Raw genomic sequence first — 14,959 nt, forward strand, 5'->3', positions numbered from 1 at the left:
GTTAGCCTGGCTCCTCAAAGAGTCACTCAGACACAAATAAAGAACCCAGCCTAGGCTGGGTTCTTTATTATCAAACAGTCAAACCTTGGCTCAATCAAGCACAGGCAGGTAGCTCAGAGCCAGACGATCGCGGCTCAGTTGACCATTGAGTATCTCACCCACAGTGCCACCCTTGAGCTGCTGCGCCAGCAGTTCAGGAGAAGCCGAGGCGATAAACTGCTCCACTTCCTTGATGCGGGCAATCAGCGCCAGCGCCAACTTGTTCTCGGCGGTCGCGGCGTAGATTTTACCGTTCAGGGACACTTGGGCCTGCATATCCAGCCCAGGGGCAGCCTGATGAATACCGACATATTCACGCCATACCCTGGCCTTCTGCTCACCCTGATAGTCGCTGTCGACCGATGCCAACACCACTTGTCTCAGCATCATCTGCAGCAGGTTGCTCTTGCCTTTGGGTTGACCATTGACGGTATCAAAGCCGAAGAAGCGTGATACTGTGCGGTCATAATTAGGCAGAGGCTCTATGCTCTGGCTGGCAAAATCGCTGTAGTAAGGCAGATACGTTTTCAGCTCAGGACTGCTGTTGCAGGCATCGGCAAACAAAGGCTTGCCATTGCTGACCAGATCCGGGCCATTACCCAGCGCCATGCGGCAAAGCATATCTTCGAACAGCTTGCCGGTTTGTGGCAGATCCACCAGCGCCTTGTGACCACGGCTGGAAGTCGATCTCGGAGTAGTGCGACTTACCAAGGCACGCACTGCCAGCAGTTTGTCCGGCCATACCCCAAGCACATCACGCTCGTTGACATAAGGATGGTTGGGCGAGCCTTCAGGCGCCTTGATTCCGTTCAGCAAACGACCGGCGAAGGTAACATCGGCGCTCAGCATATCCCGGAACTCTTCCTTGATACCATAGTTGATAATCAGTTCCTTCAATGCCTCTGGAGAATCGGCAAACCTGCTGATCACTTCACCCGGAGCAAACTTCATGGTCATGTCGGCGCTCTTGAAGCGATACTGTTCCAGCAACTTGGCAAAGTTGTACTGCTGTCTCAGGGCTGCCTGGCCATCTGCAGTGCGGAAGGTGACATCTACCACGGCATCATTTTCACCGGCAAGGCGCAGGAACAGGTCTGCCGCCTTGTTCATCGCCCTTTGGTTGGCACAATACCAGGCATCCTGGCCGGCTGCGGCTTTCAGCTGACAGTCGTTGGCGAAGAAGTTTTCCGGCAAGTCAAAGATCCCCTCGAGGAAGCTGACATCTTCGATAAACTGGCGGATCTCATCAAACTGACGCTTGCGGGCAATGGTGTAACCCAGGCTGTGGTCTTCATAAAGCGACTGACGGTTATGTCTCAGGTTACTGGTTTCATAGCTGTCCTGATATCTGTCGATATAGAACTGGGCGATGTCATCCAGGTTCTGACCGGCATCACTGCGGTTACAGTTGCTGTTGAGCGACACATGCTCGTCGGTACAGAAGGCATAGCTGCGCAGCTTGTGGTCGCGGGCAATGTTGTAGAGCGTACCGAAACGTGTCTCGCCCTGGATCACTCCTTTTTGCAGCTCATCACGACGCTTGGCATCTTCGTCTTTAAGGGAGACAAAGTCGCCGTTGTCGGCCTCAACTTCACGGGCATAACCGAAACGTAGCGCCGCCAAGTCATAGGGCTCAAAAGTGGTCGCAAAACGGTTGACGTTGTAGTCCATCTGGCTGGAGAACTCGGCGTTCACTTTCAGATCAGGATAACCGGCACCGGCAAAGGCCTGGTTAAGTGTTTCCATTTCCTGTTGGTTGAAGGTGTTGTCACCATCGCGGCTACCGGCGAAGTTGTGTCTCAGGCCGAAGTTGTGGCCCAGTTCATGGGTCAGGGTACCGGCAAAGGCCTGGGCGGCCAGCGCAGTGCTCAGGCTATCCTGCAGATCCAGGCTCAGCTTCTCGAATGCCTGCAGCTTACCGCCAACATCACCATTGACCCACAACTCGGCATTCTGCCAATCAATCTTGTGGTCCTTGACACCGGCCGGCAGCATTCTTTGCTGACCACCTGCGGCAAACACAGTGTCGACATGCATCAAAGTATGCTCGGACCAATAGTCACGGCTGGCTTCATCGAAGTCGGCCAAGGCGTTGAACTGCTGCTCAGCGGGCTTGAGTGGCAGAGCTGCCGGAGTGGCGGCGACCATCACATCGGCAGGCTTGTCCAGCGCCGCAGGCACAGCTTGCAATGTGGTGGAAGCCGCTGGCTTAACCACGGCTTGCTGATAAGGCACGCCGGTGAGCGCTTCGACCGAAGTCGCATCCAGCTTGCCGCGGTTATAATCCAGCATCAGTTGCCGATAGTAACGCACCGCACCTTGCTTGAGGTTGGAGCTGTATTGGTTAACCCTGGCGCTGACAATCTCCCCTGTCAGAGGGTTGGCTGCTGATGGACCGTAACCGGCCAGACCGTTATCCAGAGGCTCATCAAACAGAGTGATATGGTTATAACGCAGATCGCCATGGCGTTTATCGCCCGCCTGCTCCAGCTTAATCTGTGGCAAGCCGGTATGATAACGACTGTTGGCGATATTCATCGCGGTCACAGATTCGATAGCCGCATCCAGGAAAGGCTTGTTCTTGGCTTCATAGAAGTTGTTGGACAAGTAGTACACCAACTCACTCTTAGCCGGGTTGAAGCGGTTCAGGTAGGTACGAACATAGCCATCCACCCCTTCTGAGTCGGTTCTGTCCCGATAGCTGTGACTGGAGTTGAAGAAACCAAAGGTGCCCTTCTCATGCTCGCTGTAAGGAATGGCTTGATAATCTTCACTGGCCAGCTGATCCAGCGCCACTATGGAGATAAATTCCGTGGTGGTGAACGACAGATTATCCAGATTGCCACCGTAAAACTGATTGAAACACTGGCCCGATGCCTGATAGGTGTGTTCTATCTCGAAGTTGATCACGCCCTTGTCCAGGTCCATTTCATAGCCTTTGTAGGCTCCGGCATTGACCAGTTTTGGGGATTCAGTTTCGGTGACGCACTCACCAAACATAAAGATATCGTTGATCCCCAGCTCGGCAATCTTGGTGTCGGCAAAGTCAGGCACAAAGAAGCGCTTGTCCTGCCAGGTCAGGTTGGCATCTGTATTGACCTGCTCGACGTTGATGCATTCACGCCACCTGTCTTCGGTACATCTGAAGTCTATGTACTCACCGGGGATAGTCAGTACCGGGGCCTGGTTGATGCCCTCCTGGTAGCGGCTGTCATGACCAAGACCTATGGCGTCCCGGTCCAACTGGCGAACCTGAATACCATTCTCTGTCTTGTGCAGGGTCACCAACTTGGGATCCCCCTGGCTGAAGCCGCGGATAGCGGCGGCATAACGCGGCGCCTTGCCGACACTGCGGATATAGAGGTATTGGCGCTCACCGGCCTTCTCTATCGAGTCGCTGCTAATCTGTTTCTCATCTTTGGGCAACTCCTTGTATGGTTCTTCTCCTGCCCCACATCCTGCGAGTGCCAGGCTGGCTGCTATCGCCAGGCTCAGACTTGACTTCTTCATTTAATCCTCTGAATAAATTGAGTTTATAGGTATTTTGTTACTGAGAAATAGAAGGTGGAGCTGCGCTTGTCATACAGCTCAAATCCTTCGGAAGACCCCAGTTCCGGGTGGTAGAAACGGCCGCTGTTGTTATGGCCAATGGCCAATGTCCAACTCTCGGCAGGCATCCATCCCAGTTCCTGGGCAAAGGTGAATTGGTCATCCATACGACGACCACGGTAATTCTTCGACATCCGATAGCGGCCGCTGATATCCAGGTACCAATTACTGGCAAACTGCCAATAGGCATCGGCCACCAGATCGACCTGATGTTCAATCAGCACCCGCTCACCGGCGGTCTTGTACTTGTAGGCGTTGTACCTGTATCTGGGAGACAGGTAGAAGCTGAAGTTGCCCTCAGGGCGATAGAAGAGATAGGCCGCCACTCTGGGGGCATACTCCAGCCTATCCAGCTTGGTGTAATGCGCCGCCGGCAGATAGACACCGACACTGCCCTTGAGCGACAGAGTGTCGGTCAGAGAATAGAGTGGCGTCCGATACTCGAGCAAGGGGTCAAAAAAGCTCGACTCCCTACCGTGCAGCGTCTCTTTTTCACCGCCAAAGGTCAGCAGCACACTGCCCCAATCACTGTTGTAATCGACTCTGGCATCCAGGCTATAAGCCCGATACGCATCGAAGGCCGACTCACTGTAGACATTGCGGGTATAAGACGCATTGAAATAGGCAGTCCATTCGCCGAATTCTTCCTGTTTGAGTTCAAACTCATTAACCGCCTGAGCTTGTCCCGCAAGCAATAGTAAGCCCAGCAAAGGGAAGCTCGTCTTTGCTTTTTTACTTTTTATTATGCGTGACAAGGCCAGATCGCGGTGATATTTACCGGATCTCATATTTAAAAGCCTTAATTTATTTAAAACGAATTAATCTGGAGGTAATTCCAGTCTAAGAGGTACTGCCACGAATAGGTTTTACCCATTCAAGGAGTAATTGCGCCCAATAGGGCATCCAACCAAAGGAAAGTTGCGGGACACCCAGGTTGGGAATACGGGGCCCGCATAAGAACAAAATAAACCAACTGACTGAAATGGCTTTAAACACTTCGGCCAAGACGGCGTTATCCGCCAGTTTAACGGCCATAATACAAGGCAAGGAGAAAGAATAGATTGCCAACTGATTTACCGGTGACGCGTTCTGTTTGGCAATAGATATCAGCGTATTAACTTCTTCAAACTCATTAGATATCGCTGCATTAGAAAAAGCCAAAAACAACAGCAAAGGCATGGCCAACTTGACCAAGCTCTGCAATTTACTATTCGACTTATTTCTCTTATTCATGTGATTTTCCGCCGCCCCAAACGGAATAGCGTCTCGATATTAGCTCGAATGCATTCAATACATATTGTTACTTATGTAAACAGCATAATCATGAAAAACACAGTGATCAACACCAACACTTAATGACTAGTCTAAATAGATTAAAAACTGGGTATATATCATAAAAAACATCATAAAAATAAATTAACCTTGGCAAATCAACACCAATATAAAACATAATTAAAACATCATAAAAACATTAATGCTTCACTATATTAAGCATGATGTTTTGTTTACTTACAAAAAAGCCTCCTTAATTAAGGAGGCCATTCTGTAACTAGTTAAGCACTGTTACGACTTGACGTTGGTACTCTCAAAAATCTTATCTGCCGAAGCCGCAACAAAGCCGGTATAGAGTTCACCATCGGCTTTGGGATAACGCAGGGCAAATTCATAGAAACAACTGGGGATCTCTACCGTCTTGTCATCAAAGGCGACAGGGATTCTGTCGGCCATGGTGGAAGACTGTTCCAACAAGACTTCAGCTGAACCTTTGATCTCACCGCCAACACTGTTGAGGGTAAAACCAGCCTCCTTGAGCGCAGTATTCACGGCGGCCAGGGTGCTGAATTCGGCCAGGTGGTTCACAGACACGGTAAAGTGGTTGGCACGATAACCAAAGGCGGCAACCCAGGCAGCATACTCACTCTCGGCGAGCAGGGCTTGGTAGGTGTCATAGTCAAGCTGCCAGTGTCTGCCTGAATAAGTAAAGTTATCTGCGGTCAAAGCCTGGGTTGGGATCTGCTCAACCAAGTCGGCAACCCGCTGTTGCAACTCTGGGCTGAACTCTTCCACCAGCAGCTCAGAAATAAAGACCTTGGGCTGAGTCGGGTCCGGATGCTCAAAGTGCTTTGCCACCAGCTTTTTCTGCTCAAAGCGATAATCGCCGCAAGCCACATAGCCCAGTGCTTCGAAATGGGCTGCCAGAACATCCAAGCCCACCTTGGGCAGATTGAATGTACGCAAGGCAATATGGTCGTTAATAATCGCCTTGCCTTGCCCCAACAGCTGGTGCACTTTGGCCGCCGATGGCGTCATCTTGATATAGTCCTGCCACATGGCATTGAACAGCGCATTGATATCTGTATGCATGGTTATTCCCTGTGTAATGCAGTTTGCCCAAAGGCAAATGGTATGTTCAAAAAAGGGAAGCGCCACTGCGCTTCCCTTCACTGTCAGAGGCTAAGTCCCGGACTCAATGCCTGTGGCAAACTCAGACCATCGGCCTCCATGGAAGCCACGGGATAAGCACAATAGTCGGCCGCATAGAAGGCGCTGGCTCTGTGGTTACCCGATGCCCCGACACCGCCGAATGGCGCCGCACCAGAGGCTCCGGTGATCTGCTTGTTCCAGTTCACTATGCCGGCACGAATTCGTGCCAGGAAATAGTCATAGTCTTCACGGCTATCGGCCAGCAACCCGGCAGAAAGGCCATAGCGGGTATCATTGGCCAGCGAAATCGCCTGATCAAAGCTGCTGTAGCGCACCAGTTGCAGCAAGGGTCCGAAATACTCTTCATCGGGCAGTTCAATCACCTCGGTAACATCAATCAACCCAGGAGACACCAGGCCGGTACCGCTCTCAATATGGGTTAGTTCCACCAGCGAGACCCCGCCGAGATTCTGCAGATTACGCTGCGCCGCGACCATTCCCTTGGCTGCTGCTTCAGAGATCATCGAGCCCATAAAGGGCTGAGGTTCGGCATTCCAGGGGCCGACAGCTATCGCTTTGACCGCCGCAACCAGTGAGGCAATCAAAGCATCGCCCTGCTCACCTTTCTCTATGTAGAGACGGCGGGCACAGGTACAACGCTGGCCACTGGAGATATAGGCAGATTGAATTATTTCGTGCACGGCCGCCTTGATATCACTGATCCCTTTGACGATGAGCGGATTGTTACCGCCCATTTCCAGGGCAAGGATCTTGCCCGGATGACCGGCATACTGCTGATGCAGCAAGTGGCCGGTGCGGGAGCTGCCGGTAAAGAACAGACCATCAAGCTGAGGATGTGAAGCCAGCGCCTTGCCGGTTTCCACTTCGCCCTGCACCAGATTGATGACCCCGGCGGGCAGGCCGGCTTTCTCCCACAGCTTGAGCATCAGCTCTGCCACTTTTGGCGTCAGTTCCGATGGCTTGAATACCACGGTATTGCCCGCCAGCAGAGCCGGTACTATATGGCCATTGGGAAGATGCCCAGGGAAGTTATAAGGCCCAAAGACCGCCACTACACCGTGGGGCTTATGTCTCAGCACGGCTCGTCCGGCAGGCAGTTCATTTTCAGTTTCACCGGTACGCTTGTGATAAGCCGCGACCGACAGACCAATTTTGCCTATCATGGCACCCGCCTCAGTGGCCGTTTCCCACAGTGGCTTACCGGTTTCCTGCGCTATGGTGTCGGCGATTTCCGCCTTATGGGCTTCCAGCTGATCGCGATAGGCCTCTATCACCTGGAGGCGGCCGTCAAAGCCGAGCATAAACCAGTCAAACTGTGCCTCTCTGGCGGCTGCAACGGCAGCTTCTACTTGAGCCGGGGTAGCGGCATTACCCTGCCACAGGGTTTCGCCGTTGGCCGGGTTGCTTGAACTCATTGCCTGGCCTTCGCCAGCGAGCCATTGGCCCTTGATAAATTGTGTCATTATGCTGTTCCTATATTGCCAATACCCTGACCGATTGCCCGTCTGCCACCAAGAGTGCTGCGGCCAACTCGCTCGACAGGATCACTTCTTCACTGTCGTCTGTCAGCGCCAACTTGGCCGAACCGGCACGGTAGTCTGCCAAATGGGTGTTGGAGAGAATAAAGCTGTCCTTTGATTGAGGCATATCGCCGATACGCACCGTCAGCAGGCGACTCTCGCGCACGGAGCGAATGTCCGCCAGATTGCATTCAACCGTGGGGCCACCATCAAAAATATCCACATAGTTGCGCCAGCGGAAACCTTCCGCCTGTAACAGGCTCAGGGCCGGGCGTGTATTGGTGTGCACTTCACCGATAACCTTCTGCGCCGCTTCGGGCAACAGGCAGACATAGACAGGGCTGCGGGGCATCATCTCGGCCATAAAGGCCTTCTGCCCCAGACCTGAGAGGTAATCGGCTTGAATAAAGTCTATGCCGAGGAAGTTTTGCTGCAGCCAGCCGTAGAAAGGGGAATTACCGTTTTCATCGCTGACCCCGCGCATCTCGGCAATAACAGTTTCACCGAACCGATTGGCATGCTGGGCCAAAAACAGAAAGCGGCTGCGTGACAGCATGCGGCCATTGTTGCCCTTGCGGTAGGAGTCTCTCAGAAACAGGGTGCAGAGCTCGGCGGCACCAGTGTAGTCATGACACAGGCTGAGGGTTTCAACCTCGTTACGCACTTCTATCTGCGACGAATGATAAACCTCTGTGCCCAAACGGTAATGGTAGAAGGCATCTTCCATTCCCACCGCGGCTTCCAGACCACAGGTGCCCACGACCTCCTGGGTCTCTGTGTCTTCCAACACCATGAGGTAGCCTTCATCAAAAGGCGTTTCCACCGCCTTGGCGAAAGAAGCTTCCGAACGGGCAATCTTGCGGGTCAGCAGCTCATCATTGACCGGCAGCGAGGTGAATCCATGGCCCGATTCTTCGGCGATACAGCGCAGTGCCGGGAAATCTGAGGCTCGGATAGGCCGTATGATTAACATGGTTAAATCTCCACTCATCCACAGTTGCTGCTCCGTCGGGCCGGCCCGTCAGAACAGCAGCTGTGAGTCTATTGCGCTAAGTGGGCCTGGGCCCACGGGGATCAGGCGGCAACCACCTTGGCGACCGCTTTTTCAAAGCGTGCCAGACCCTCGGCAATATCACTTTCAGGGATGATCAAAGAAGGAGTAAAACGAACCACATTGGCACCGGCCATCAGTGTCATCAGGCCATTGTCGACCGAGGCCAACAGAAACTCACGGCTGCGTCCCTGATACTGTTCATTCAACACGGCGCCGAGCAACAGTCCCTTGCCGCGTACCTCGGAAAACACCTGGTACTTGGCATTGATTTTTTCCAGGCCATCACGCAGCAGTTGCTCACGACGCTTAACGCCCTGCAGCACTTCGGGGGTATTGACTACATCAAATACCGCGTTGCTGACGGCGCAGGCCAGAGGGTTACCACCATAGGTGGAACCATGAGTGCCCACTTTAAGATGAGCGGCAATCTTGTCAGTGGTCAGCATGGCCGCGATGGGGAAACCGCCGCCCAGAGCCTTGGCAGTGGTGAGAATGTCCGGCACTATATCTGTCCCCATGTAGGCATACAGCTCGCCGGTACGGCCAACGCCGGTTTGCACTTCATCGAACACCACCAATGCATTGTGCTTGTCGGCCAGTTCACGCACCTTGGCCAAAAATTCCGGAGTGGCGTTTATGATACCGCCCTCACCCTGCAGCGGCTCCAGCATGATGGCACAGGTCTTGTCCGACACCGCGGCTTCCAATGCGGCAACATCGTTGAATGGCAGGTGTGTGATCCCCTGCGGCTTGGGCCCAAAACCATCTGAGTAGGCGGCCTGGCCACCTACGCTGACGGTAAAGAAGGTTCTGCCGTGGAAAGCCTTGTCGAAGGCGATAATCTGATCTTTTTCGGCGCCGAAATTATCCAGAGCATAGCGGCGGGCCAGTTTCAGGGCCGCTTCATTGGCTTCGGCGCCTGAGTTGGCGAAATAGACCTTGTCGGCAAAAGTGGCGTTAACCAGTTTGGTCGCCAATGCCAGTGCCGGCTCATTGGTCATGACATTGGACAAGTGCCAGAGTTTTTCGCCCTGCGCCTTAAGCGCCTCAACGGCGGCTGGATGACAGTGGCCCAAACAGTTAACTGCAATACCACCGGCAAAGTCGACATACTCTTTGCCTTCCTGATCCCAAACACGACTGCCATCGCCACGAACCGGGATAACGGGTGACGGTGCATAATTAGGCACCATGACTTCATCAAACTGGGCACGTGTCAAATTCATGTTTACACTCATTCCTTCTCATCCTTTGTGTTGTCGGCGGCTCTGTCGGCCACCGTTTTAAGCAGTTAATCTTTATTTTTTGTGAGTAAAACTGCACTTACTTGTGTTGCTTAGGTGTCATTATTAGCGAAATTGTGATCAAAATACCAGTTTGATCAATATGCAGGAGCAATGCCTTGGCCTATAAGTGCATAAAGATCTGAGTTTGAGAATTAAGCAGGCAAATATCTGCCGTTTAACGGCATAAATAGTCACAAAAAATCTCAACTGACACCGAACTCGTTAACTATTCACCTATTTTGAATAGTTAACGACAATCATAACAGTAGATTATTGCGTATAAAAGCAGCGATTTGGCCCCTGGCTTCCATGGCCTCGGGCAAGAGTTCAAATAGTGGAAAGACATGGGGCATATTGAGGTAGAAACCGGCTTCTATCCGGCCTCCGTCGCGCAATACCGCCTGTTGCAGGCGCTCGGCATCCTGTAGCAGCAGCTCACGGGTACCGGCCAGCAGCAAGATGGGCGGCAGATCGTTAAAGCAACCATAAAGCGGCGAAACCCGCTCAGACATGGGGTTACTACCGGCGAGATACGCCCCCCTGAGTCTGAGCAGTGATTCAATGGTGAACAAAGGATCATCTGCCGCCAGAATGCGCTCGGTATCACCTGTGATGCCGAGATCCAGCGCCGGAGAGAGCAACACGCAGGCTCTCGGCAACGGCAACTCGAGCTGTTTCAGCTGCAACAACAGGCTCAAGGCCAGATTGCCTCCGGCAGAGTCGCCCATCAGCACCAGTTTGTCCGGGTCACAATGCTCAAGTGTCATCCGATAAGCTTCCAGCACATCATCACAGGCTGCCGGAAACGGGTGCTCCGGCGCCAGACGATAATCGGGCACATAGCAGTCCGCCAGACTGCGCCGCATAATATCGGCCAGGAAACGGGCATGGGCATGGGGTGTCTTGAAACAGAAGCCGCCGCCGCGAATATAGAAGAGGCTGACTTCTCTTGGCTGCGGCAGCTGGTAATGGATGAGTGGCGAGTGGCTCAGCGGCCAGTGCTCGACCTTGAGTTCCTGCGGCCAGCCCAACCAGCGGCGATCCATCTCCAGTAAGCGCCGGCGAATGCCGCACAGAGGCACTTTGGCACTGCCGCGACTGACCGATGGCCGCGCCACGTAAGTTAACAACCGGTTCAATACCGAGGCTTGCCAACTGGGCATAGCTCCTCCATGGAAGGCCTACAGGCTCCGCAAGCGCTTAAAGTAGTTCGGGTTTGCGGTAATTCTGGCCTTTGAGACGAATGAGTTCCTGTTCCGTGAGCTCATGATACGCCATCATGATCCGCCTGTCCCTGAATTCCAGTTGCCGCATCTCTTCCAGTAAAAAACACTTGGCAAAACAATCGGCTTTGGCCAGCACTGCCGCATTGGGTGACAACTGACTGAAGCCAAGGGCCGTGTCCCGCTCCTTGAGCAGAGTCACCATGGCCGCATCCGCAAACCCAAGCTGGGTTGGCAGTTGCCAATTGAGTGATAGCGCATGCTGCTTGACCAGGGAATAGACCAAGGTGGCGGGGAAATCACACAGGGCTATGGCATCATAGAGCGCCTTATCCCTGTCGCTGCTCGCCTCCCTGAGCCATGAGCCGCGCAACTGCTCAAACAACTTGGCGCTCATGGAGAGCAGCACTGAGATCCCCAGTTGCTGCATCAAGGAAACCGCGTACAGCATTGGGGCATCCAAGTCATGCAACTTGGCCAGGGTTCTGACGGCAATGCCCTGCACCTGAGAGAAACGCCATAGCTTGCGCACAGTCCAAAGTAAACTGGCGTGGCCTGTAGGCAGCCAATGACGACAGGTGTAGTAAGGGATCAATACCCGCAAGTGCTCAACGCCTATATAGCTGAGCACCAGCTTGAGATCTGTCAGTTGCACATCCAGATTCTGCGGCCTGCGGGCCCTGAAGGAAGGGCTGTTCACCAGAGAACTCAAGTCTCTCACCAGCCAACTCTGCTCGGCAACGACCGGACGAAGGCGTGCCAGATCAAGCCTTGGGTGCTGCAATAACTCCAGCAGCAAGATCTGTTTATCTGTGATGCCCGACAGGCGTGTCACTTCTTCGATGGAAGCCAGACGGTTGCCAAGCTCAGCCGCCAGGGTATCGGTCAATTGAGCCGACACTCTTTGATAAAGCGCCTTGGCCTGTTGCTGCCTGGCGAGCCGCTCCAGAGTCGCCTCACGTTCAACCTCAAGCTTGAAGGCCACCGCCTCCAGCTCAGGTTCAAGCTCATCGTCACCGCTGTCAATGCGTTGCTTGCCCAGTATCAACTGCTGATACAGACGCTGCTCTATCTCTATTACACTGCCGGGTTTGACCCCACCCGCTACCGACAAGCCCAAAATGTTGCCTTCCTGCCACGCCCGCACCCGGGCCCTGTGCTTTATGTTAGTCCCTTTAGGGTTATATATATAGCGGTCACACCGGCAAAATCTTGATACCAAAAAGAAACAGGCCTCGAATGAGGCCTGTAAAGTGACTATTTCAGCTCTTGTTCAAACAACTTATAGATGCGGCGATACTCGTCCAGCCAGCTCGATGGCTGTCTGAAGCCATGGGGTTCAACCGGGTAGATAGCCGTCTCAAACATCGGCTTTTCCAGCTCTATCAGTCGCTGCACCAGGCGGACACTGTCCTGGAAGAACACGTTGTCGTCCATTACCCCGCTCATGATAAGCAGCGGCTTTTGCAAGCCCTCGGCATGATAGATGGGCGAGCTGCGTTCATAGGCGATGTGGTCCACATCCGGGGTGTTGAGTATGTTCGAGGTATAAGGCGCATTATAGTGAGCCCAGTCGGTCACAGGCCGCAGCGCGGCGCCGGCCTGGAACAACTCGGGTTGGGTAAACAGTGCCATAAAGGTCAAAAAGCCACCGTAAGAACCACCATAGGTGCCCACACGTTTGGCATCAACATTGGCATGCTGGCTCATCCATTTGACGCCATCGGCCAAGTCTTCCACTTCCGGATGCCCCATATTACGGTAGATGGCGGTGCGCCAGTCGCGGCCATAGCCTTTGGAGCCGCGATAATCCATGTCCATCACCACATATCCCTGCTGTGCCAGCAGGTTATGGAACATGAACTCACGGAAATAACCGGAAAAACCATAATGGGCATTCTGCAGATAACCGGCACCATGATTGAAGATCACCGCCGGATATGATTCGGCGCGATCCTTGTCGAAACCTGCCGGCAGATACACCCTGGCATAGACTTCACCTGCGCCATGGCTGGAAGGCACGGCAACCACCTCAGGCGCCTGCCAAGGATAGCTCTTGAAGCTGTCACTGGTGTAATGGGTCAGTTGGGTCAGCTCACCGCCTATGGCTTGAATATAGAGCTCATCCGGCTGGGTCAGGCTGGAGGCGGTCAACAGCAGCGAACGGCCATCCGGGCTCAGGCTGTAGTCGAGCACGCCGTTCCACTGGGTCAGTTGTTCATCCTTGCCGCTACTTATCTCAACCCGATAAACATTGTACTTGCCGGGGTGTTCTTTGTTGGCCTTGTAGTAGATATAACGATTATCCGGGCTCAGAGTGATGTCACTGACCACGAACTTGCCCGAGGTCAAAGCCCGCGTCTTGCCACCGAGCGGCTTGAGATACAGCTGCGAATAACCACTCTCTTCCGACAGGTAGTAAAGGGTCTCGCTGCCGGGTAACCAACCATACTGATTGTAGTCATAGTTGACCCAGGCATCGTCATGCAGCCTGTGCTCAGTGATTAGCTTGCCCTTGGCCAGATCGACACTGGCCAGCCACCGGTCTTTGTTGTCCACGGCTTCCAGCATTACGGCCAAGCGCTTGCCTGAGTCTTGCCATTGAATGGCGCTCTGACTCCAGCCCCAATCCTGCATCAGTTGGATCTTGCGCGGGGCTTTTTCACTTTCGTAGCGCTCCCCCTTCGCCTTGGCGTTTTCTGCCTTGACGCTGGCCAACACATCCTGGTTGTAGCCGAGCAAACCTTCGATGGTTATCTCTTTCTTACTCTGCTGCTGCAAGTCCAGCAGTACCAAGCGCTGCCCCGGTGCCTTGTCTTCAGCTACTCTGGCTCGCACAGGCACAGGATCGACATAGCCATCTTTGCCAAGATAGTTGGGCATGATGTCATGCTCGCCACGCCAGTTGTAACTCTTGTCCTGCAACGCCAGCAGCACATAGCGGCCATCCGGCGACAGGCTCAGTTCCACCAGCTGCTCACTCTCACCCAGATACCAAGGCTTGGCCGACAGGGTCGGGTCTTCATTCCGTAACTGCTGCTGATACGTCTCCCGAGCCTTGGCGTTTTCCTGCTGTTTGGCCACATAGCGGATCAGCTTGTGTTGCTCCTTGGCGAGATAAGTTTCCGGCTCTTTGGTCTGTGCCGGCTCTTTGGTCATCTTGATATCCGCGAGTTGCTCCACAAGGCCTGAGTCTGCATGCAATCTGAATATCTGCCCCGCCTGCCAATAGGCAAGATCGCCATTCGCTAAAAAACGCAGCCCTTCAACCTTGATATTTTGCCGGGTCAACTGAGTGATCTCACCGCTATCGAGCGCCTTCACGAACAGGTTGCCCTGATAGATATAAGCCTTGCGGCGTTTATCCGGGCTCAGAACACCGTCTCGTTGTGAGACGGTATGCAGTTCAGACAACGCCAGCTCCTGCGCCTGTTTGTCTGTCACTCCCTGACGATAGTAACTGCGCAGCACAGATGCACTCTGCTGGCGGGCGAACAGCACAGCGTGGCTGTCATCGCTCCAGTAGGCACCTTTGGGGGCGAGTCCCATCCAATCTGGATCCGCCATAATTTGATTCAGAGTTAACGGCTTGTCGGCCACAGGAGGCGCTGCCAAGGGTACTGTTTGGCTGGGGTTGGTGATCTCTTGGGTGGTGAGTTGCGGCTCGGTGGCGGCGCAGCCGCTGAGAACGGCCAGAGTCAAAACACTCAGACCGGCATGACGCATCAGGCTTTTCATCATCCTTCCTTTTTTATAGTTATCTTGGCCGCCGGGAAGCGACAT

Annotated in this window: 10 protein-coding genes; all 10 read right to left on the reverse strand. The window is 53.6% G+C overall.

The features are described 5' to 3' along the window. Positions 1-90 precede the first annotated feature (90 nt). Entirely contained in the window at positions 91-3,549 is a 3,459-nt protein-coding gene (locus tag ACMHXI_RS19865; protein ID WP_413735919.1) for a zinc-dependent metalloprotease, read from the reverse strand. Between the two features lie 23 nt (positions 3,550-3,572). Further along, positions 3,573-4,436 (reverse strand): hypothetical protein, encoded by an 864-nt coding sequence (locus tag ACMHXI_RS19870; RefSeq protein ID WP_025889174.1) that lies wholly within the window; start codon positions 4,434-4,436, stop codon positions 3,573-3,575. A gap of 52 nt (positions 4,437-4,488) precedes the next feature. Then, positions 4,489-4,881: a hypothetical protein gene (locus ACMHXI_RS19875; protein WP_054743358.1), complete on the reverse strand. Its 393-nt coding sequence runs from the start codon at positions 4,879-4,881 to the stop codon at positions 4,489-4,491. A 330-nt stretch (positions 4,882-5,211) separates the two neighbouring features. Then, the gene (locus ACMHXI_RS19880; RefSeq protein WP_025011309.1) at positions 5,212-6,012 is read right to left on the reverse strand and encodes a DUF1338 domain-containing protein; all 801 of its coding nucleotides are present in this window, start codon (positions 6,010-6,012) and stop codon (positions 5,212-5,214) included. A gap of 83 nt (positions 6,013-6,095) precedes the next feature. After that, positions 6,096-7,556: a succinylglutamate-semialdehyde dehydrogenase gene (gene astD / locus ACMHXI_RS19885; protein WP_044733670.1), complete on the reverse strand. Its 1,461-nt coding sequence runs from the start codon at positions 7,554-7,556 to the stop codon at positions 6,096-6,098. Between the two features lie 10 nt (positions 7,557-7,566). Beyond that, on the reverse strand, positions 7,567-8,586 hold the full coding sequence (gene astA / locus ACMHXI_RS19890) for an arginine N-succinyltransferase (RefSeq protein WP_025011311.1): 1,020 nt from the start codon (positions 8,584-8,586) through the stop codon (positions 7,567-7,569). A 101-nt stretch (positions 8,587-8,687) separates the two neighbouring features. Continuing rightward, positions 8,688-9,905, reverse strand: a complete 1,218-nt coding sequence (locus tag ACMHXI_RS19895) for an aspartate aminotransferase family protein (protein WP_028779706.1) — start codon at positions 9,903-9,905, stop codon at positions 8,688-8,690. 305 nt (positions 9,906-10,210) lie between these two features. Beyond that, a complete protein-coding gene (locus ACMHXI_RS19900) occupies positions 10,211-11,116 on the reverse strand; it encodes an alpha/beta hydrolase (protein WP_044733669.1) in 906 nt (301 codons plus the stop codon). Positions 11,117-11,153: 37 nt separating this feature from the next. After that, on the reverse strand, positions 11,154-12,296 hold the full coding sequence (locus ACMHXI_RS19905; RefSeq protein ID WP_208185147.1) for an HDOD domain-containing protein: 1,143 nt from the start codon (positions 12,294-12,296) through the stop codon (positions 11,154-11,156). Between the two features lie 137 nt (positions 12,297-12,433). After that, on the reverse strand, positions 12,434-14,914 hold the full coding sequence (locus ACMHXI_RS19910; protein WP_144164316.1) for a S9 family peptidase: 2,481 nt from the start codon (positions 14,912-14,914) through the stop codon (positions 12,434-12,436). Positions 14,915-14,959 lie beyond the last annotated feature (45 nt).

It is taken from the genome of Shewanella sp. BJSY2023SW005, from assembly GCF_047314585.1.
GTDB lineage: Bacteria > Pseudomonadota > Gammaproteobacteria > Enterobacterales > Shewanellaceae > Shewanella > Shewanella algae.